The organism is Psychrobacter sp. ANT_H56B (assembly GCF_008369245.1).
GTDB lineage: Bacteria > Pseudomonadota > Gammaproteobacteria > Pseudomonadales > Moraxellaceae > Psychrobacter > Psychrobacter cryohalolentis.
In genome coordinates, this window is sequence record NZ_VOBF01000002.1 from 238,509 (window position 1) to 257,491 (window position 18,983).

Annotated in this window: 18 protein-coding genes; 11 read left to right on the forward strand and 7 right to left on the reverse strand. The window is 43.7% G+C overall.

The genetic code is table 11. The features are described from left to right. Positions 1 to 145 precede the first annotated feature (145 nt). Positions 146 to 1,024, forward strand: a complete 879-nt coding sequence (gene purU / locus FQ082_RS03710; protein ID WP_223145342.1) for a formyltetrahydrofolate deformylase — start codon at positions 146 to 148, stop codon at positions 1,022 to 1,024. A gap of 121 nt (positions 1,025 to 1,145) precedes the next feature. Here the strand turns inward: purU and FQ082_RS03715 are convergent, their stop codons facing one another. Then, positions 1,146 to 1,952, reverse strand: a complete 807-nt coding sequence (locus tag FQ082_RS03715) for an inner membrane protein YpjD (protein ID WP_149492085.1) — start codon at positions 1,950 to 1,952, stop codon at positions 1,146 to 1,148. 233 nt (positions 1,953 to 2,185) lie between these two features. Here FQ082_RS03715 and ffh point away from each other — a divergent pair, with 233 nt between their 5' ends. From ffh to FQ082_RS03750, 7 genes are all read left to right on the forward strand, one after another. Then, a complete protein-coding gene (gene ffh, locus FQ082_RS03720) occupies positions 2,186 to 3,733 on the forward strand; it encodes a signal recognition particle protein (RefSeq protein ID WP_020444154.1) in 1,548 nt (515 codons plus the stop codon). Between the two features lie 198 nt (positions 3,734 to 3,931). Continuing rightward, a complete protein-coding gene (tsaB, locus tag FQ082_RS03725; protein WP_149492248.1) occupies positions 3,932 to 4,615 on the forward strand; it encodes a tRNA (adenosine(37)-N6)-threonylcarbamoyltransferase complex dimerization subunit type 1 TsaB in 684 nt (227 codons plus the stop codon). A gap of 126 nt (positions 4,616 to 4,741) precedes the next feature. Next, positions 4,742 to 5,584 carry an undecaprenyl-diphosphate phosphatase gene (locus FQ082_RS03730; protein ID WP_011514303.1) on the forward strand — a complete coding sequence of 281 codons (843 nt, stop codon included), beginning with the start codon at positions 4,742 to 4,744 and terminating at the stop codon, positions 5,582 to 5,584. Between the two features lie 65 nt (positions 5,585 to 5,649). Beyond that, the gene (locus FQ082_RS03735) at positions 5,650 to 6,540 is read left to right on the forward strand and encodes a class I SAM-dependent methyltransferase (protein WP_149492086.1); all 891 of its coding nucleotides are present in this window, start codon (positions 5,650 to 5,652) and stop codon (positions 6,538 to 6,540) included. Between the two features lie 40 nt (positions 6,541 to 6,580). Further along, positions 6,581 to 6,820: a hypothetical protein gene (locus FQ082_RS03740; RefSeq protein WP_149492087.1), complete on the forward strand. Its 240-nt coding sequence runs from the start codon at positions 6,581 to 6,583 to the stop codon at positions 6,818 to 6,820. A 253-nt stretch (positions 6,821 to 7,073) separates the two neighbouring features. After that, positions 7,074 to 7,997 (forward strand): 4-hydroxybenzoate octaprenyltransferase, encoded by a 924-nt coding sequence (ubiA, locus tag FQ082_RS03745; RefSeq protein ID WP_149492088.1) that lies wholly within the window; start codon positions 7,074 to 7,076, stop codon positions 7,995 to 7,997. A 49-nt stretch (positions 7,998 to 8,046) separates the two neighbouring features. Then, on the forward strand, positions 8,047 to 8,664 hold the full coding sequence (locus tag FQ082_RS03750) for a DUF4112 domain-containing protein (RefSeq protein WP_188018910.1): 618 nt from the start codon (positions 8,047 to 8,049) through the stop codon (positions 8,662 to 8,664). Positions 8,665 to 8,780: 116 nt separating this feature from the next. On the opposite strand, the gene FQ082_RS03755 is transcribed toward FQ082_RS03750, so the two are convergent. From FQ082_RS03755 to ispZ, 5 genes are all read right to left on the reverse strand, one after another. Next, positions 8,781 to 9,389, reverse strand: a complete 609-nt coding sequence (locus FQ082_RS03755) for a hypothetical protein (RefSeq protein ID WP_149492090.1) — start codon at positions 9,387 to 9,389, stop codon at positions 8,781 to 8,783. A gap of 59 nt (positions 9,390 to 9,448) precedes the next feature. Continuing rightward, positions 9,449 to 11,542, reverse strand: a complete 2,094-nt coding sequence (mnmC, locus tag FQ082_RS03760; RefSeq protein ID WP_149492091.1) for an FAD-dependent 5-carboxymethylaminomethyl-2-thiouridine(34) oxidoreductase MnmC — start codon at positions 11,540 to 11,542, stop codon at positions 9,449 to 9,451. A gap of 99 nt (positions 11,543 to 11,641) precedes the next feature. Beyond that, positions 11,642 to 12,046, reverse strand: a complete 405-nt coding sequence (locus FQ082_RS03765) for a hypothetical protein (RefSeq protein WP_262498143.1) — start codon at positions 12,044 to 12,046, stop codon at positions 11,642 to 11,644. A gap of 86 nt (positions 12,047 to 12,132) precedes the next feature. Continuing rightward, a complete protein-coding gene (locus tag FQ082_RS03770) occupies positions 12,133 to 12,462 on the reverse strand; it encodes a YciI family protein (protein WP_149409285.1) in 330 nt (109 codons plus the stop codon). Between the two features lie 155 nt (positions 12,463 to 12,617). Next, positions 12,618 to 13,169, reverse strand: coding sequence for a septation protein IspZ (gene ispZ, locus FQ082_RS03775; RefSeq protein ID WP_011514294.1), 552 nt, complete (start codon positions 13,167 to 13,169; stop codon positions 12,618 to 12,620). 154 nt (positions 13,170 to 13,323) lie between these two features. Here ispZ and FQ082_RS03780 point away from each other — a divergent pair, with 154 nt between their 5' ends. Then, positions 13,324 to 14,205: a PHP domain-containing protein gene (locus FQ082_RS03780; protein WP_049751816.1), complete on the forward strand. Its 882-nt coding sequence runs from the start codon at positions 13,324 to 13,326 to the stop codon at positions 14,203 to 14,205. 166 nt (positions 14,206 to 14,371) lie between these two features. Then, the gene (locus FQ082_RS03785) at positions 14,372 to 15,892 is read left to right on the forward strand and encodes a sensor domain-containing diguanylate cyclase (RefSeq protein ID WP_262498144.1); all 1,521 of its coding nucleotides are present in this window, start codon (positions 14,372 to 14,374) and stop codon (positions 15,890 to 15,892) included. A gap of 51 nt (positions 15,893 to 15,943) precedes the next feature. On the opposite strand, the gene truD is transcribed toward FQ082_RS03785, so the two are convergent. Next, positions 15,944 to 17,125 carry a tRNA pseudouridine(13) synthase TruD gene (truD, locus tag FQ082_RS03790; RefSeq protein WP_149492093.1) on the reverse strand — a complete coding sequence of 394 codons (1,182 nt, stop codon included), beginning with the start codon at positions 17,123 to 17,125 and terminating at the stop codon, positions 15,944 to 15,946. 171 nt (positions 17,126 to 17,296) lie between these two features. On the opposite strand from truD, the gene FQ082_RS03795 reads away from it, so the two are divergent. Beyond that, entirely contained in the window at positions 17,297 to 18,937 is a 1,641-nt protein-coding gene (locus FQ082_RS03795; protein WP_149492094.1) for an FAD-dependent oxidoreductase, read from the forward strand. The last annotated feature ends 46 nt before the right edge of the window (positions 18,938 to 18,983 follow it).

The following is an 18,983-nucleotide window of genomic DNA, read 5'->3' on the forward strand; positions in this document are numbered from 1 at the left end:
AATCAGCAAATTCTTGCAAAAACGATTAGAATAGTCGGTTTCCTATGCTGTTAGCTATATTCAAAGTAAGCAGCAAGTTTTATTTTTAATTGAGCGTATTATGTCAGACACCGCAACGATTGCTTCACCAAAAACGTCACTTCAAATGACACCTAGAGAGATTCCTACTATTACTGCTACAGCGACCCTATTGATTAAATGCCGTGACCAAGCCGGTATCGTACAAGCCGTATCTGAGTTTATTCATCGCTATGGCGGCAATATCATTACGTTAGATCAGTACTCAACCGCCCACGAAGGCGGTCAATATTTTATGCGTTTAGAGTTCGCTTTAGCAGGATTGAGCGAGATTATCGATAACTTTGAAGCCAGTTTTGCGCATACCGTTGCCAAACGCCACAATATGGAATGGCGCTTACATGACAATGCGATTAAGACCAAAGTTGGTATCTTGGTATCTAAATTTGATCATGCCTTATTAGACTTACTATGGCGTCATCAGCGCGGCTTGCTTGATTGCGAGATTACCTGCGTGGTGAGTAATCATATTGCTTTACGCCAATCAGTAGAAAATTTTGGTATCGCTTTTTATCACGTTCCAGTGACCAAAGATAATAAAGTAGAAGCAGAAGAGAAGATCCATACATTGATGGCGGGTAATGATTTATTGGTGCTAGCGCGCTATATGCAGATATTGTCGTCAGACTTTGTTAAGCGCTGGCCGATGCAGATTATCAATATTCATCATTCGTTCTTGCCTGCGTTCGTCGGTGCTGACCCTTATCGTCAAGCTTACGATAAAGGGGTGAAGTTGATTGGCGCGACCGCCCATTATGTGACTGCTGAGCTCGATCAAGGACCTATCATTGAGCAAGATGTGCACCGCGTCACCCATCGTCAAGGTGTCACTGAACTGCGCGCTATTGGTCGCGATATCGAGCGTAATGTATTGGCTCGCGCAGTCAATTGGCATGTACAAAATCGCGTGATTGTCGCAGGGAATAAGACGGTAGTATTTAATTAGGTTTTCATTAGAGTGGTTTGAAATTTAGAACAGAGTATTAAAAGATATTTAATAAAAAAGCTGCGAGTATTATTATTTAATACTCACAGCTTTTTACTATATTACTACTGTGGAACTGGTTCTATAACAGCATCTCTAATACAAACTTGCTACCAACAAAGCCAATCGCTAATAAAATAAAAGCATAGATAGTCATATTAGCGGCACGTTTTCCGCGCCATCCAGCACGCCAATTACCGATAAGTAATGCGCCAAACAGCAGCCAAGACATCAGGCTAAAGGCTGTTTTGTGCACAAGATGCTGCGCCATCAAGTCATCTACGTAGATAAAACCAATACCCAGTGCGATACTAAGCAGGACAAAGCCGACCAATAGCATATCGAATAATAGGCTCTCCATGCTTTGAAGAGACGGCAGCTTGTTGACCCAAAAGCGGTGAATCGATTGATGCTTAAGCTCACGTATTTGTAGTCGCAAAAATAGCGCTTGTACCGCTGCCATCAGCAGCACACAATATGCGGCAAGCGACAGCAAGATATGAGACTCAAGACCAATGCTAATATCCGTAATCGGACGATAAGGCGCGCGTCCAATATAACCGATTAGCATACCTACAAGAGCGGTCGGTGCCGCGAGGATACCCAGACTGACAATAGGTCGATACAGAGAAAACATGACGTAAAAAAACAAAAAGAATAAGCTGATCAAGCTGATGATATTAAACAGATTGAAATTTAGCCCATAGAGTGTGACTATGTGTGGATAAAGTAGCCCTGCGTGTGCCACCATGCCCACAAATAATAAGCCTAAGCTTGGGCCTTTATGGATAGGTCTATCTTGAATCAGCGCCCAACCAATATAGATGCTGACTAAGAAATAAGCCATCGCAGCAAGTAAAAATGCAAGTTGCAAGATATAAAACCTCATCTCATAATGCGCGCAAAATACGCGCTTAATTTCATGCTAAAGTGGTATTATTAGAATAATTACCCAATTTATCATAAAATGGCGCTCAATTGAGCACCGTCTTATGTATTCCTGATAAATGCTTAGCAATTGAGCTTGAATACCTGTGATCGCATACCCTAATAGTATTTATCAACTCTTTCATTTATGAAGAGTTAAGCTTAATCTAGAATTATTTTAACTGAGAGTTATTTATGTTTGATACCTTAACAGAACGATTGTCGTCTAGTCTGCGCAATATCGCAGGCACGGGGCAATTGACCGAAGACAATATCAAAGACACTTTACGCGAAGTACGTATGGCGCTGTTAGAAGCCGATGTGGCATTGCCAGTCACTCGTGATTTTGTGAAGCGTGTCAAAGAGCAAGCGCTTGGCGCTGAAGTGCTTAAAGAGTTAGCACCAGGACAGGCATTTGTCAAAATCGTCCATGACGAGCTGACTGAAATGATGGGCAGTGCCAATCAGCAGCTTGAGATGACAGGTAAGCCGCCGGTTATTTATCTGCTAGCAGGTCTGCAGGGTGCTGGTAAAACTACCACTGCCGGTAAATTGGCCAAGTTCTTACAAGAGCGCCATAAGAAAAAAGTCATGCTGGTATCTGCTGACGTTTACCGTCCCGCAGCGATTGCCCAGCTTGAGCAAGTAGCAGGGCAAGTAAATGCCAAGTTCGTCAACTCAAGTAGCGACGAAAACCCGATTGATATCGCCTTGCGTGCTATCGAAGAAGCTAAAATTCAATATCAAGATATCTTGATTATTGATACAGCGGGTCGTTTGGCTATTGATGAAACCATGATGGATGAAATCAAGGCGTTAACCGCTGCGGTCAATCCTTCTGAGACACTGTTTGTTGTTGATGCGATGACCGGTCAGGATGCGGCAAATACCGCCAAAGCCTTTAATGATGCGCTGCCATTAACGGGCGTTATTTTGACCAAGACTGACGGCGATGCTCGTGGCGGTGCGGCGCTTTCTGTACGCGCCATCACAGGTAAGCCAATTAAATTCTTGGGTCGCGGTGAGAAACTAGATGCGCTAGAGCTATTCCATCCAGAGCGTATTGCCCAACGCATCCTTGGCATGGGTGACGTCTTAAGTCTGGTTGAAGAAGTTGAGCAAAAGATTGACCGTGATAAAGCCGAAAAAATGGCGAAAAAGATGCAAAAGGGCGGCGAGTTCGACCTTGAAGATCTATTGACCCAGTTTCAGCAAATGAAAAGCATGGGCGGCATGGCAGGCTTCTTAGATAAGATGCCAGGTATGGGCGGCTCTGATATGCAAAAAGCCGTTGAAGATGCCAAGCCTGAAGAAAAAGTACGTGAGATGGAAGCGTTGATCAATTCGATGACGCCATTTGAGCGCAAAAATCCTGATAAAATCAATCCAAGTCGTAAGCGCCGTATTGCTGCAGGCTCAGGTCGTGAGATTCAAGACGTCAATCGTTTGCTCAAGCAGCACAAGCAAATGGCAAAAATGATGAAAATGATCTCTAAGCCTGAAGGCATCAGTAAAATGATGAAATCGATGCAAGGGTTGATGGGCGGCGGCAGTGGAGCAGGCGGCGGTGGTCCATTATTCGGCGGTGGCGGTCAGCAAGGTGGTGTTAAAGATGTGAACCCACAGCAAATGGCAAAGCAGATGGGACTTGACCCAAATAACATGCCAAGCACTGAAGAGATGCAAAAACAGATGCAAGAGCTACAAAACCAAGCGCCGAAGAAGTTTAAAACACGTTTTTAAATGATTTAGTGCTACTGGGAAATATTGATAATAAAAACCTCAAAGCTAAATGAGCTTTGAGGTTTTTTCATATTTTGGATATTTGAGTGAATTCTCATAAAGAATGCATGAAAAATATAGAAAGTAAGTCAATTAATCTGTCCTAAATGCTATGATAGGCGCTGTTTTACGATGTCAAGAGAATTAGCCGAGGTTATGATGTTTTTAGCAATGGATACCGTGTTCGATCAGTGTTCGATCGCCATTTTAGATGCCAGCGGTCAAGTGTTATCGAGTCATACTGAGACAGGTAAGCGCCAGCAGACGCAGCAAATCTTACCGATGATTGACGCGGCATTATCTGAGGCGCAACTAAAACTGGCTGACATACAAGCGCTTGTCTTTAATCGTGGTCCTGGTGCCTTTAGTGGTATACGAATCAATACGGCAGTGGTACAGGCGCTATCTGTCGCGCACGATATTCCTTGTGTGGGCGTTTCAAGCCTGCAAGCGATTGCGCAAGCGGCGTATCAGCAACAGGGTTTAAGCGAAGTATACAGTGCCCTTGATGCGCGTATGCAGCAGGTATATTTTGGGCAATATGCTCTAATAGACAATATTATGCAGGCGGTTAATCAAGACAATGGCGAAGATACTGAGCAGCTACTTGATTATGATAGCCAGACAGCGCTAGAGATTCCTATCGTTGGCAACGGTGCCGGTTTATTAAGTCTACATGACGGTCAGATTATTCATGCTGATATCCATCCTGATGCGACCGTGATAGGACAATTGGGTGTGGCTCAGTTTATGGTCAATGGCGGAACAGAAGCGGCGCAAGCTTTACCCAAATACTTACGCAATCAAGCGTGGAAAACGTTGAAAGAGCAAGGTAAGGCTTAGTATACCCTTTCTATATTCAGTGCTTATAAAGCTTTCAAGTGTCGCACGCGACAATAACAGTATTACGAATATAACAATATAAAACAAACGCCTTTACTGTTTTCGGAATTTCTTAGGAATAATTTTGTGGATATTATTTTATTAATTCAAGCTGTCATCATGGGTATCGTTGAAGGTATCACTGAGTTTTTGCCCATCTCTAGCACAGGATATTTAATTTTATCCGCTGATTTGATGGGTTTTTGGACCAAAGAAAAAGTCGATTTGTTTGTGGTGGTGGTGCAGTTTGGCGCTATTTTAGCGGTCATATATGACTATTGGGGCAGACTCTGGCAGGCACTGATGGGTTTGCTGACGGGTAAAGCAGAAGGGATGAGTAATCCTCGTCAGCTGGGACTTAGCTTAATTGTCGCCACTATTCCAGTGATGATTGTTGGTTTTACTTTTGCTGATGAGATTAAAGCCTATTTATTCAATCCTATCGTCGTTGCAATTATGCTGATTATCGGTGGTTTGCTGATCTTTTATGTTGAAAATCGCCCGAAAGCCATTATTGCAGAAGAAGCAGAAGACGTTAGCCTAAAAACAGCTTTGATGATAGGTTTGCTGCAATGTTTGGCATTGATACCCGGTACATCGCGCTCAGGTGCGACGATTATTGGTGCATTGTGGCTTGGCGTCTCACGTAAAGCCTCTGCTGAATTTTCATTCTTCTTGGGTATTCCGGTTATTATTGGTGCGGCTCTACTAGATTTTATTAAGCATCGTGACGTTTTAACCAGTAGTGAAGATTGGTTAGTGCTAGGCATTGGTACTGTCGTATCATTTATCATCGCCTTGCTTTGTATTCGCTTATTGGTCGCTTGGGTCAGTCGCCGTGACTTTAAAATTTTTGCATGGTTGCGTATTATCACTGGTGTGTTGGTTTTAATAGCCGCTTGGGGTTTTGGTTATCAGATGGCAGGCTAAGTTTGTTGGTGGAATGTTTTGATGGTAATTCATGCGCTTGTAAATACTAGAAAGGAATGGCGGTCATGACCAATTTGAAGCAAGTGCTGACTGCTGATATAAGCTGCCAACTACTTTATGTTAATGAAACGCAGGCCAGTCAAGTTGAAAGCTTGCAGGCACTCATAGCTGAGCATAAGCTACCCATTATTTTGAATACTGAACTGGTGACAGAGAAATTAAATCAAAAACGTCGCCAGCAGTTAAGCCAGATAGCTACCCAACCTATATTGCTGTTAGATGAAAAAGATAAACTTTCATGGCTGAGTGATGGGTTAAGCGTTGCCCCTGAATGGGATAAAATGCAGCGGCGCGTAGTCAGTGCAGGGCGTAAGTCGGAGCTGTTATTACAAGCAGCGAAATTGACCGCAGATAGTCAGGTCATTGATGCAACTGCTGGTTTTGGTCATGATAGTCTAATACTGGCGAGTACTGGCGCCCAAGTTACCATGCTTGAGCAGCAGCCATTGATGGCGTTATTGTTGCTTGTAGAGCAGCTGCGTATGAGTACGCTGCCAAATTGGCAAAAGCTGATGTCACGTTTGCAGGTTATTAATACCGATGCGCTCACTTATTTTGCAAGGTTTAATAACTATCTAGGGGCTGATAACGAGCAGGCCATTGATGTGATATATCTTGACCCTATGTTTCCAGAAGACAGTTATCAAGATAGCAAGACGGGGAAAGGCGCGAAAGTCGGTAAGCATATGCAAGCGTTGCATCAATTAGCGCATCCGCCAACGTTAGATGAAGAACAGCAATTACTACAATCTGCACAAGCCGTTGTCAGTCAAAACGGTCAAAAACAAGGTCGCGTCATCGTTAAGCGTCCCCAATTTGCGCCGTTACTTGCTGATCAACAGCCAAGTGAAAGCTGGAATAATGAAGCAGTACGTTTTGACGGTTATTTCGTTTAATAATATCAAATAAGACAGCTTATAAATTTAGGAGCAGGGAATGTCTGTATTAATCATTTGGGTGATGGGTGCGGCGTTATTGTTAATCAATATTATGCTGCGTACCAGAATCTTGCGCCTTGAAGCACGTCTAAAAGAGTTAAGTAACCCTAAAGAGCAATTGGCATTTTTACGCCAGCAAGCTGCACAAAAAGAGAAAGTTGCTGCGATTAAAGCCTTACGCAAGCAGTATCCCGAGCTATCACTCATTGAAGCCAATAAGATATGGCAACAAGTCTAGTGGCATTATTAGTATCAAAAAAAGTATAGTCGATTCAATTTAAAAAGAATACAGTACTGCTGGGATAAATTTTACGAAGCCTCTGGAGTGCGAAGCGCACAGCAAGCGAGAGAAATTTATTCCAGCATAATGCTATTCTGAGCGTAACTCTTTTATATTGAACTCACTATAGCGTACGCCAAGTTCTATAACTTAAATTGCTATACACCCAAATCATTATTTACTATTTTCTATCCATGATAATTAAAACGCCATGACATTTAACGACAAGCTACAAGCTTATATTCAGCTGACACGTTTTGATAAGCCAGTAGGTATTGAACTGCTACTATGGCCAACATTATGGGGTGTATTATTCGCTGCGATGGGGCAGGCGCAGCAACAAGGCGCAGGCATTACGGCAGGGCTACCCAGTTTCAGTATCTTTGTGATTTTTGCCCTTGGAGCGATATTGATGCGGGCAGCAGGCTGTGCGATTAATGATTTTGCCGACCGTAAAGTTGATGGTCACGTAAGCCGTACTAAAGGTCGTCCGTTAGCTGATGGCCGTCTGTCTGCTAAAGAGGCAATTGCAGCTTTTTCAGTATTAATATTATTGAGTGCAAGTTTGCTTCTGTTTTTACCCATTCAAGTATTCTATTGGTCGTTTGGTGCCGTCATATTGGCGTTTATTTATCCATTTATGAAACGTTATACGCATTTGCCGCAAGTATTTTTGGCGGCGGCTTTCGGCTGGTCGATACCGATGGCATATGTCGCGATACAAGGCGCGCCTGATATCTGGTGTTGGTTGTTATTCCTTGCTTATATGTGTTGGACAGTTGCTTATGATACTCAATATGCAATGGCTGACCGAGAGGATGATATAAAAATAGGGGTCAAATCAACCGCGATATTATTTGGTCGTTATGATGTGATTATCATCTCATTACTACAGATGTTGTTTTTAGTTATCATGGGCGCAGTCATGTGGCATTATTTTGCCCCGACCAGTTTAGGTATTACGCCAGTCTTTGGCTTGGCGTTAGTCGCGATGATGTTTGCTAAGCAAAACAGTGCGTGTGCCAGTCGTAATGCTTTGGCTTGTTTTAAAGCATTTTTAGCCAATATATGGGTAGGACGTTACGTCTTTGCTCTTATAGCCATCGCTTGTATCTGGACGACTTTTAATGGATAAGCTCAATAAATTTTCGAGACTAAAGACCAAGAAATCATCTGTGCATAATATGCCTAAGAGTGATTATGAGGCAAGATTGGCTGAGAATGGTTTGACGCGCGAGCAGGTGATTGAGACGGAGCGTAAATTGGCAAAATTTGCCAATACCATGGATTCGCTCGTACGTGTGCCTTTCACCAAGCAAGGCATGGGCGCAGATGCGGCGCTCTCGACCATTCCGCTGGCAGGAGATTTAGCAGGTCTGGCATTAACCAGTTATGCATTTATATTGGGTCGTCAGCTCGGTGTACCCGCACATAAAATGACGCCCGCTGTTAGATTGGCACTGATTGATATGGTGGTTGGTATCGTACCGGGTATCGGGACGCTGCTTGACATCTTTATTCGTCCTAGTCGTAAGACCTTGAGCATCGTCCATGAGCATCTACAAAACGAGTATGGCATCACCGAAACCATCCATATGGATCGCCCATTTTTGCATCAATCACTTGAAGATAAGCAGCAGAGTCGTTTTGGCGCTTTTTGGCGCAATCGAGTGGTTGCTTGGCTGTATCTGCATATTCCTGATATGTTAGGTCTCATTGTCATTGCTATTATTGGCTGGGGTCTGTGGTCACTGATGAGCTGGCTTGTGGGTCTGTTTGGTAAAACTACTGGATTTGGTTAAATAACAGAAAAATGGGTCAGTTAGGCAATAAAAAAGGCCGCAACGATATCAACGTTTGCAGCCTTTTTTATTGCCATTTCCACTAACTTTACGACATGTTTTTATACTTATAAAGCTTATTCAGTAATCAATTCTGCATCGGCACTAATGGCATCAAAGCTTGTCATTTTATTATTTTGAATAAAATCTACCGTACCACCGCCAGCATGACTAATTAGCTGAACATTGCCATCGCTTGAGCGATAGGTAGGATTATTACCTTGACCCTCAGGCGCGCTTAAGGTCATTTTAGGTTTGTTCGGTAAGGTGATGATGGCATTAAGCATGCCCGCTGCTGAAGTCTCAAAAACGACTGATAATGATTCGCCCGAGGCACTTCGATATTTAACGTCAGTGATTTGCGCGCCTGTAATGGCTTGCGCTGGAGCAGGGTCAATGACAGAGGTATCCGTTGTGCCAAGATTATCCTCTAGCTCCGTTAAGTTCACATCTTGTTCTGGATTCACAGCAGACGCGTTGGCATTAATATCATCAGTAACATTGGGTACATTAATGTTGGAAGTCACAGGTGTCGTTTGAACTGCCACATCTGTGGCTGTTTCATTAGTGGTCTCAGGCTCTGGTGTTTTTTTGCAGGCAATCAACAGTGTTAAGCTTAAAAAAATGGCAGATACAGCCTGAAAATATGGTTTTGATTTTATAAGGGTAGAGGGAAGAGTTTTCATAATAAGACAGCTATCCATTAGTGAGGGTCATAATTAGGCATATAGCTAAGGTACTGAACTTAAATTAATGATTGACGTGTTTTATGCTTATGTACTTTATGTAGCCGCGCCCGATTGGGCGATAGGCGCGCCAACATAGCGGCAGATAAAGGTGTAAAACAGCCTAACATCATATCTGCTAAGGCTTCGGCACATATAGGTGCAATCGCATAACCTTTTGCACCCATTGCTGACATGGTCCATAAACGCTGACTCTGTGCAAGTAATCCGACCAATGGATGATAATCCATCGTTTGAGTACGAATGCCAGCACGCGCATGCCATGTACTGATATCATTTGGCAAGACGCTGCTTAATTCAGGCATATCTTCAATCAACTTGTCATAATTTTGCTGATTTTCTTCATCTCGGACATCGATATTGGTATCGCCATCGATAAAGCTTGCACCAAGTAAAAACTGTGGCTGATTTTCGCTAATATGGTTCAGTTCCGCATCACCGCTCTGTCCAATAAATGGCGCACAGTAGCCACTGTATTTGAGCGGCAATTTAGGCAATCTAGTCAGTTGCTGCGCAGTTGGCGTAAACCAAGACAGTTGCCCGCGAATCGTACGGCACTTAACGATACGTTTATCCAATTGATGGCTTTCATAAGCCGCGCAAATCACAACATGGTCAGCTGTGATAGTCAAAGAGGCTTGGCTCGCATTTTTGTCCTCTTTAGAGCCTATCAAAATGATACTGTTCTCGGTTTCCTTAATATTAATAATATTGAGCTGCTGATAGGTGATATTTGGGTGCGCAAGAATAACAGTTTTCAAGGCTTGTGGATTGACCAAACCGGACTGTGGCAGATACAAATTATGAGCTAAGTCTTTATCTTTTAAACCAATGATATCTTGTGCTTTTTCGGGGCTAGCAGTGGTTGCCATAACATCTGGATAATCTGAAATCTGCTCCGTACCAATATTAGTTTTCACCAGTAAGTCTAATGTGCCGGTCTGCTCAAGTATCAGCGGCGATTTTTGGATAGCAGCTTGCTGATTAAAGTATCGATATAATCGACCACTGTATAAATAGCCAATAGAATGCAGATGCTCATAAACATGATGAATAGGCGTCATATTCGGGGCGAGTAGGGCACGCGGATTACCAGATGCACCAGCCAGCGGTGCGTCTTTATCGAGCACTGTCACGCTTATACCACGATTGGCAAGTGACCATGCAGTCAGTAGTCCTGCCACACCAGCACCGATAACGACTGCATTATTAGGATAGTTGGACAAAGGCACCTTATTAGATAAGGTTGAAATAGGCTTATCTAAAGATGACATCTCGCTCATAACGGCCGTGAGCATCTCACGCTTAGACCCAAGCACTTTGCTCTTTTTAATGACAAAACCCTGCGACTGTAATCCACGTTTGATGATACCTGCAAAGCTATAGGTAGCAGCAGTCGTACCAGCACGTGATAGGCGTTGCATGTGGCTAAAGATACGCTCTGTCCATAAGATCTCATTGCAAGAAGGCGCAAACCCATCTAGAAACCAGGCATTGATGTACGGACGCTGAGTAGCTACTGCACTATCTAAACTTGCTAAGCTATCACTAGCATCACCTAGCCAAATATCAAGGGTTAAATTATCATCAATAAAATCTAGCCGATGACAACCAGCGATAAGAGGAGGATAACTGGTTAAAAGTTGCTCAATCAACAGTGCCAGTTCAGGTGTGCATTGTCCCAGTGGGGCAAGTATCTTTGCTAAGTCATTAAGGGGGACGGGATGTTTTTCGGTAGTAATAAAGTGCAAACGGGCGCTTGCTAAGTGCGGATGTTTTAATCGAAGCTGTCGCCACAACTGCCAAGTCGCGAGTAAATTAAGTCCTGTACCAAAACCTAGTTCGTAGATCGTAAAGCATTGCTTAGGAATAAGGTTTGCCAATCGCGTGGGCAGCTGATCATGTCCCAAAAATACATGGTGAGATTCTGCTAAACCATCTGCTTGCGAAAAATAGGCATCGTCAAACTCACCTGATATTGGCACTTCATTACCAGCATCATCAATTTGCCACTCAATGTTGGCTGGAGAGATAACATATGCTGGTGTCGTGCTTTTGGTTGTATTAATAGCCATAGAATCTGGTTTAGGCATAATTATTTATCAACCCAACAGTGGTCAAGCAAGTAGGAAGTGGAGCATCAAATCGGTAGACATCAATCCAATAGATGATTTCAATCGATAAAAATGCAACTACCAGCGTTCACGGCGAACAAATACCAGCCATGAGATGAAAATACCGACCAATAGGCTAAGCAAAACAGTAAATGCACCATATAAAAATAATTGACCTTGACTTTCATAAACCAAGACGTTTGCTTGCGTCTGCAAATCATTGACTTGGCGTTGCAGCTGGGCATTACGGCTTAGTAATTCTTGGTTGGCAGCCGATAAAGCTTTATTTGATGGTTGCAGCTGTGCCGCCAAGGTATCGTTAATATCGGTAGCAGGCTTTGCTGCGGTAGCCATTTCTATGACCGGAGCAGTTGTTTGAGGGTCGCTCGATTGAGGAGCGTTGTTAGCTGCGATTAGTGCTGGCACAATCCCTGCTGCGGGCTCGGTTTGACTAGTCAGTGTTGGCGCTGCATGTACTGACATTGACAGGGCAGCAATAGATACTATGCCCACAAAAACAGTACTTACAAGACCAGTTTTACGACTTTTTAATGAGAGTAACCGCTGAATCACGATGATGCTACCTCATTTGTTGTGCTGACATTCACTGCTGGTAGAGCTTGAATAAATGGCTTGATGTCGACATGACTGTAAACACCGTCACGCAAATACGGCTCAGCGCTTGCCCAGTTCTGAGCTGCCTCAAGCGAGTCAAAGTCCGCGATAATCAGGCTGCCTGACATCTCGCTTTTCCCGTGCTCGATAGGGGTTGGACCGGCGATAATCAAGCGCTGCTCACGATTCAATATTTGTAAGCGCTCAACGTGCTCTGGGCGTGTCAGCTGACGTTGCGCGCTACTGCCTGCTACGTCATGACCGATAATGGCGAATAAAGACATGTTGCTTCCCCAATTAATAATAAAAATAGAGCGTTAGAATCCATAACTATCATGCGTCATTTTGTCTTATCAGACTTTATAAAGCATGATAGTTATCAGTGGCATTCAGAGATAACAAAATATCTACTATTAAGTTATCAGCTCCTATTTGACTTTTATTTAGCTGACTTATCCGTCAATGCAGGGTTTAGATGCTTTTTCAATAACAAAAACTGAGCAACTACGAATACCAGCATCAGCGGAATCCAGCCATAAGTTTTAAAGTTAATCCAAGCTTCATCTGACATGGTAAATGCCGTGATATAATGTAGGACAGCCATCATCGCAAAAAACAATGCCCAAGCAATGGTCAGTTTTTTCCAACCACTCATCGTGAGCGAAAAAACATCTTTCATTGCCAATTGCATCAAAGGTTTATTGATTGCGGCACTGACCAACAGCGTTAGCGCAAAAATACCGTTAATAATCGGTGATTTCCAGCGCAAGTAAATATCGTCACGTAACAGCAGAGTACCACCGCAAAAAACGATAGTTAACAATAAGACGACCCATTGCTGTTTGTCGAACTTGCCCTTTTGACGCACAAAGTGAATCGCATAGACGATGATAGTAGCAACGAGCAATGCGCCAGCTGCTGCCAAAATACCATTGTAACGAGCAGCAATAAAAAACGCGATCAAAGGAATGAAGTCTAATAAGGCTTTCATAGCAAATAAAATGTCCAACTAAAACGTATGCGCTAGTTTACACGTCTACTGCGCCAAAAAAAAGCAATCAACACTATAATCCTCTGATATGAGCTGCTTTGACACTTTTAACCTTATTTTACTCAAGAATATTCAAAACTCTAAGGCTTGCTTTATGAAAATAGATTTACATTGTCATAGTACCTGCTCTGATGGCACTTATGCGCCGGCAGAAGTGGTACAGCGCGCCCATACGGCTGGCATTAATGTATTGGCCTTAACCGATCATGATACCTTGCTAGGTATCGATGAAGCACGCGCCGCGGCAGAAGCTTGCAATATACAACTGATTAATGGCGTAGAAATCAGCTGTGAGCATACTTTGAGCGGCGGCTACGGTAAAAATAAATCTACCAATAAAATTATTCATGTACTTGGTCTTGATTTTACCGACCGCGAAAAAATGCACGCCACCCTACAACAGTTGCAAGACAGCCGCGCGACTCGCGGTCAACGTATTACAGAAAAACTCAGTAAGCTGCTTGGTATCGATTATGATGAGCTGTGGCAAGCTGTTCTTGCTAAAGCTAGTGGCAACCCGCAAGCCGTTGGGCGCGCACATATCGGACAAGTGTTATTTGAACGTGGTGAAGTAAAGACGGTACAAAAAGCCTTTGATAAGTATTTGGCAGACAATAAACCCGCTTATGTGGCGATCGAGGCGCTGACGATGCAGCGCGGCATTGAGCTGATACAGGAATGTGGTGGCAAAGCGGTGTTGGCACATCCAACGCGGTATCAGCTGTCAGCGACGCGCGTCCGTAAGCTTATCGAAGAATTTGCGCAGCTTGGTGGTGATGCTTGTGAGCTACCTGCCAATAGCGAGCCTGTCAGTACGCGTAAAATGGTTGACCGTAGTATTGCTGAGCACAAGCTTGCTGCATCGATAGGCAGCGACTTTCATGGGAGTAATATGCCATGGCGACGCTTGGGCGATGTCCCCAACATGCATCCCGAACAGCAAGGTATCTGGCAATCTTTTGCGGCTTTATCTTAAATAGAACACAGCTGCACTTATTGACCGATGAATCAATTAAACGGATTGATAAATAGATCAAAAATTGCCACACTCAATGATAAGTTCAGATTTAGTATCAATCATGACACCGGATGGATTGCTCTGGTTTTAACTCAATCACTTTCATTGTTTTCGGTAGCTCATTATGGCTTTTTCGATATCTCATCTAGGCTATAGAAAACTCTCTCGAGTTATTTTCGAGTGGCAGGCTGCTGATAGAGCATTGCTGCTAGCATTGTTTGTATTGATGGAAATTACCTTACATTGGATCTGGTGCTTGTATGTTTGGTTTCGTAGAGAGACCTATGGCTCCTATGTTGACATGGCGCTATTGTATCCTTTATGGATTGGCATTACGCTGCTCGGACTCTTCTTTTTATGGATGATCAGTCGCTCATCGCCTATTAAAACCGGTCGCGGCTCGCTACATACGTGGCAGGCGGTATTAATCACGCTTTATAGTACTTATATTGCGGTGGTTATTTTGGTAATGGGGCATAGCAGCTTGGTGGCTGGGGTGTCGCTGGTGGGCGGGGCGATGCTGGGTATGATGCTTATACGGCGACGTTATGTATGGAAGGCTTTTTTGGCTCATAGTATGCTGATTTTTTCGGCTGCATTAATTCCCTATTTCGGCTTTACGATTCCCAACCTGCAACAAATGACAACGACCTCTTTTCCCTTGGATAGCTATAACTATTTGACCTATAGCGAGACCACGGCTATCGAAAATGCCATCTCTGCGTCCATATTCCAAAATGGGACACTTAGCTGGGATACGTTTAATCAACTGCGTTTTTCTTCCGCGTTTTTTTGGCGCAGCACACATATTTATATGTCGCTGCCAAAAGCGATTTTTATCATCTATATGTTTCGCACGCTGCTGTTGATATTGGATAACAGTAAAGCGGAGATTATGCAGTATGCCAATCATGACGAATTGACTCAGCTAAAAAGTCGCCGTTATGGCTTAACGCAAATGCAGCAGGCGCTTTTGGCAATGAGAGATCAGCAGGACGTCAGTATTATATTATTAGACTTAGATTGGTTCAAAAACATTAATGACAATTATGGTCATGATGTTGGCGATCAAGTATTGTCAGAGGTTGCACAAACCTTATTGAATTCATTGACAGAAGAGGCGATTGTGAGTCGGTATGGTGGAGAAGAGTTTTTAATCGTGCTCCCAGATACCTCGCATGATAGCGTCATGACGATTGCTAAACAGCTGCGACGAGATATTGCTGAGCAAGTCATCAGTGGCGACAACCATACAGATTTTAATGTCACGGCAAGTTTAGGGGTTTATACTTTAACGCATGCTGAGCGTATTCATATTCAAAGTGAATATAGGGCTACTGAATTAGAAGAGAATATACAATCGCCAAATAATTCAAAAAAAGACCGTTTATCTATTAAAGAATTGCAAAAAAGTAGCCCAATACAAAACAGCTCGCAACGAAGAATTGCTCACAGAAGAAAACGAGTCGCCACAGAAATCGCGAAGGCACAATTGCCCATCGACATTTGCCAGCGCTTGATTTGTATCGCTGATAAAGCACTATACGAAGCCAAGGATCGTGGACGTAATCAAGTCGTTAGTGCCAACGAGATACTAGCAGCAGAAAGTAGCACGGTTATCTCATTTTATACCGCTAGCAAATAAATCAGTACTTTAATCTTTTAGATTCTTAACCGGTTATGACATAGATAATGTCTAGGTATTTAATTCTTGTACCAAACTTGCTAATACGCTGGTCGCAAAGCTACCGGTCGTCAAAGTAAAGTTTAAGATCAGTATCTGACTACCTTTTGTATCCTGCCATTCCCAGCTTAATGCTTCAATAGGTAATCGTAGTGCTCGCCTTTGCGCCTTGATATCACGCTGCTCTAGACCTGTGGCTAGCTGTGTTAACAATGGACTATGCGCTACGGTGTCCGCTTCCATGGCTGCCGCTTTGCCGCTGACCTTCTCATTACCTGTGCCCCACAGCACGGCGGTCGGATGGATATCGCCTGATTCAAGACGGGCTCGTAAGGTATCGTCTATCTCGTCGCTTGCAAATATCGAGCCTGAGCCATCTAGATTAAATACTTCACCTGCAAGTCCGTGGTTCCAGCTGCCATCACGGACACGTGCTGCCAATATCTCATTAAATATCAAACTGCGTGCCGCCGATAGCTCCATAGTGTTTTGCTCGCGTGGCACGCGTTTACGTTTGCCTTTATTAAACGGCGGACGGGCCTCAGGTACAGGACGCGCAAACAACGACAATGCTTCTCTAATATTGTTGCCACTGCGACCAAAGCGCTGCGGGCCAAAATAATTGGGCACGCCCGTTGTGCTGATATTGGCTAAATGCTGCTCGACAGCACTTTTGTCACTTTGTTTAGCCGATAAATCCTGCTCGGACGCTGTAACTTCTAAATCAGCAAACTGGATATCTCGTAAAGTAATAATAAATTGATTGGCGCGGTGCGTGCCACGATTGAGCTTTTTATTGTGCCACTGCTGCTCAAGGATAGTGATTGACTCATTAGCACCGATATCTACGGGCGCAAACTCAGAGTCTGGTAATTGCTTTTTTGGTATGCGCAAGCTAAACCACTGCGTTGTTAGCGCATGACGGTCTTTCAGTCCTGAGAAGCCGACATCACGTAAAGGAATATCCGCCCATTCGGACAATAATTTGGCAAGATACGCCGTGTTCATCCCTGACTTTTGGATATGTAGCCAGAGATGCTCACCCTCACCGGTGAACTCTAATGGTAGCAACTCGTTAACAATAAAATCCGTGGTATGAGCCTTATAAGTAGCATGCTTTAACAGCGGCTGTATCGGCTGCGGTAAATTGGCAGTATCAGTAGCAGCGGTAATATCATGGTCTTGAACAGTCATAAGATAGTCTTTTACGTTTTATAGAACATTAATAGGGATTAAAAAAGCAGTCATTACGTTTTGCAACGTGGTCAATATACAAAAGAACAGCATAAGTGAAGGAGGCTTGCTACTATCGATAAGTCTCGACACGCTTTAAACAGGAACCATTATAACCGTTAAGGATGACTTATGAGTAAGGCAGCTACTATAAATACAGTCACTATCAACAAAGCTGATATTGTCAGCGGCGGCATGAAATCGTACAAGCAAGATGACGATAGTATCATTTTAATTACCCGTGACGACAGCACGTTTCGCGCTTTTGATGGCAAATGTCCGCATGCTGGAGCAGATTTGGGTACAGGTTTGCGTTGTGGTAATCGCGTTATTTGTCCTTGGCATCATGCAACTTTTGATAGCAGCGACGGCGCATTACTGGAGCCAATCGCGACAACAGGCTTGACTCAATATCAAATCATAGATAATGGTGACAGCCTAACGGTTGATACCTCAGCCAAGATAGATAAGCAGGTTGAAAATGATAAGCTGACTGATACTCATACTATTATCGTTGGCGGCGGCGGTGCAGGGTTTATGACTGCTCATCAGCTGCGCAATACTGGCTACGGTGGCAAGATTACCTTGGTGAGTGCCGAGGACAAAGCCCCTTATAATCGTCCTTTATTATCCAAGGCTTTTTTGGCCGGTAATATGCCAGAAGAAAAGTTATTACTAGGCGGTACAGATTGGGCAAGCAAACACGATATTGAACTGCGCTTAAACCAAACGGTCAGTGAAGTGTTGCTCAATGAGCGTAGTATCGTGATAACAGATGAAAAGGGTGATAGCAACAAGCTAACAGCGGAATTTTTAGTTGTGGCAACCGGCGCTGAGCCCAAGATTCCACCTATTAAAGGGGCAACGCTTGATGGTGTCTATACCTTGCGTAGTATAGATGATGCCAAATTAATCAAAGCCGCCAGTCATGATCAGCGCGTAGTCATCGTCGGGACGGGATTTATCGGTATGGAGGTCGCGTCAGCATTGGCGCAATCGGGCACCACAGCTTCTATCACCGTTATCGGTCAAGACCATCGGGTGATGGGCAATATCGTCTCAGAAACGGTCAGTAATGCGCTGATTAAATTGCATAAAGAAAATGATGTTGAGTTCGTGTTTGATGCCAGTGTCTCTGAAATCACTGCAGCTAAAAATACTACTACTAATAACGAAGATAACTTCTCACAAGTTAATGGCGTCACATTAGCCAATGGTGAGCAAATCGATGCTGATATCGTCATTTTAGGAACAGGTGTCGCACCGCGTATCGAGTTATTACAGAATACAAATCATCCAGATGGCGTACAAGTCGATGAGCATTTACAACTGCGTGATGGCGTCTATGCGTTGGGGGATATTGCCAAAGCGCCCAATCAACTGGGGCGTATGCGTATTGAGCATTGGCGGGTTGCATTGCAACATGGCATGGTGACGGCTGCTACTATCTTAAATGACGATAACGTCAAATCGCTTCAGGAGCGTATTCCTTTCTTTTGGACGATGCAATATGGCAAAAGTTTGCGTTATAGTGGACATGCTGCGACGCCAGATCATGGCATTCTAATGGGTTCGCCAGATAGTTTTAACTACATAGAATACTACTTCGATAACGAGGGTGAAAACACGCGTGCCAGTGCAGCAAGCTCACTTGGACGTGATAAAGAGCTGGTGGCATTCTCTGAGTTATTACGCCAAGGTCATGCGCCAACGCGGGCACAGATTAGCGCAGGGTTTGATATCATCGAGCAAGCGCAGGCGTTATCGCGCTAGTAATGAAAACGGATAAATATTACTATTAAAGCTGAGCTATTTATTT

Excerpts from the sequence above, each read along its gene's own strand:
- purU (WP_223145342.1), top strand. The coding sequence starts at position 146 with ATGACACCTAGAGAGATTCCTACTATTACTGCTACAGCGACCCTATTG.
- FQ082_RS03715 (WP_149492085.1), bottom strand. The coding sequence starts at position 1,952 with ATGAGGTTTTATATCTTGCAACTTGCATTTTTACTTGCTGCGATGGCT.
- ffh (WP_020444154.1), top strand. The coding sequence starts at position 2,186 with ATGTTTGATACCTTAACAGAACGATTGTCGTCTAGTCTGCGCAATATC.
- tsaB (WP_149492248.1), top strand. The coding sequence starts at position 3,932 with ATGTTTTTAGCAATGGATACCGTGTTCGATCAGTGTTCGATCGCCATT.
- FQ082_RS03735 (WP_149492086.1), top strand. The coding sequence starts at position 5,650 with ATGACCAATTTGAAGCAAGTGCTGACTGCTGATATAAGCTGCCAACTA.
- FQ082_RS03740 (WP_149492087.1), top strand. The coding sequence starts at position 6,581 with ATGTCTGTATTAATCATTTGGGTGATGGGTGCGGCGTTATTGTTAATC.
- ubiA (WP_149492088.1), top strand. The coding sequence starts at position 7,074 with ATGACATTTAACGACAAGCTACAAGCTTATATTCAGCTGACACGTTTT.
- FQ082_RS03750 (WP_188018910.1), top strand. The coding sequence starts at position 8,047 with ATGCCTAAGAGTGATTATGAGGCAAGATTGGCTGAGAATGGTTTGACG.
- FQ082_RS03755 (WP_149492090.1), bottom strand. The coding sequence starts at position 9,389 with ATGAAAACTCTTCCCTCTACCCTTATAAAATCAAAACCATATTTTCAG.
- mnmC (WP_149492091.1), bottom strand. The coding sequence starts at position 11,542 with ATGCCTAAACCAGATTCTATGGCTATTAATACAACCAAAAGCACGACA.
- FQ082_RS03765 (WP_262498143.1), bottom strand. The coding sequence starts at position 12,046 with ATGTCAGTACATGCAGCGCCAACACTGACTAGTCAAACCGAGCCCGCA.
- FQ082_RS03770 (WP_149409285.1), bottom strand. The coding sequence starts at position 12,462 with ATGTCTTTATTCGCCATTATCGGTCATGACGTAGCAGGCAGTAGCGCG.
- ispZ (WP_011514294.1), bottom strand. The coding sequence starts at position 13,169 with ATGAAAGCCTTATTAGACTTCATTCCTTTGATCGCGTTTTTTATTGCT.
- FQ082_RS03780 (WP_049751816.1), top strand. The coding sequence starts at position 13,324 with ATGAAAATAGATTTACATTGTCATAGTACCTGCTCTGATGGCACTTAT.
- FQ082_RS03785 (WP_262498144.1), top strand. The coding sequence starts at position 14,372 with ATGGCTTTTTCGATATCTCATCTAGGCTATAGAAAACTCTCTCGAGTT.
- truD (WP_149492093.1), bottom strand. The coding sequence starts at position 17,125 with ATGACTGTTCAAGACCATGATATTACCGCTGCTACTGATACTGCCAAT.
- FQ082_RS03795 (WP_149492094.1), top strand. The coding sequence starts at position 17,297 with ATGAGTAAGGCAGCTACTATAAATACAGTCACTATCAACAAAGCTGAT.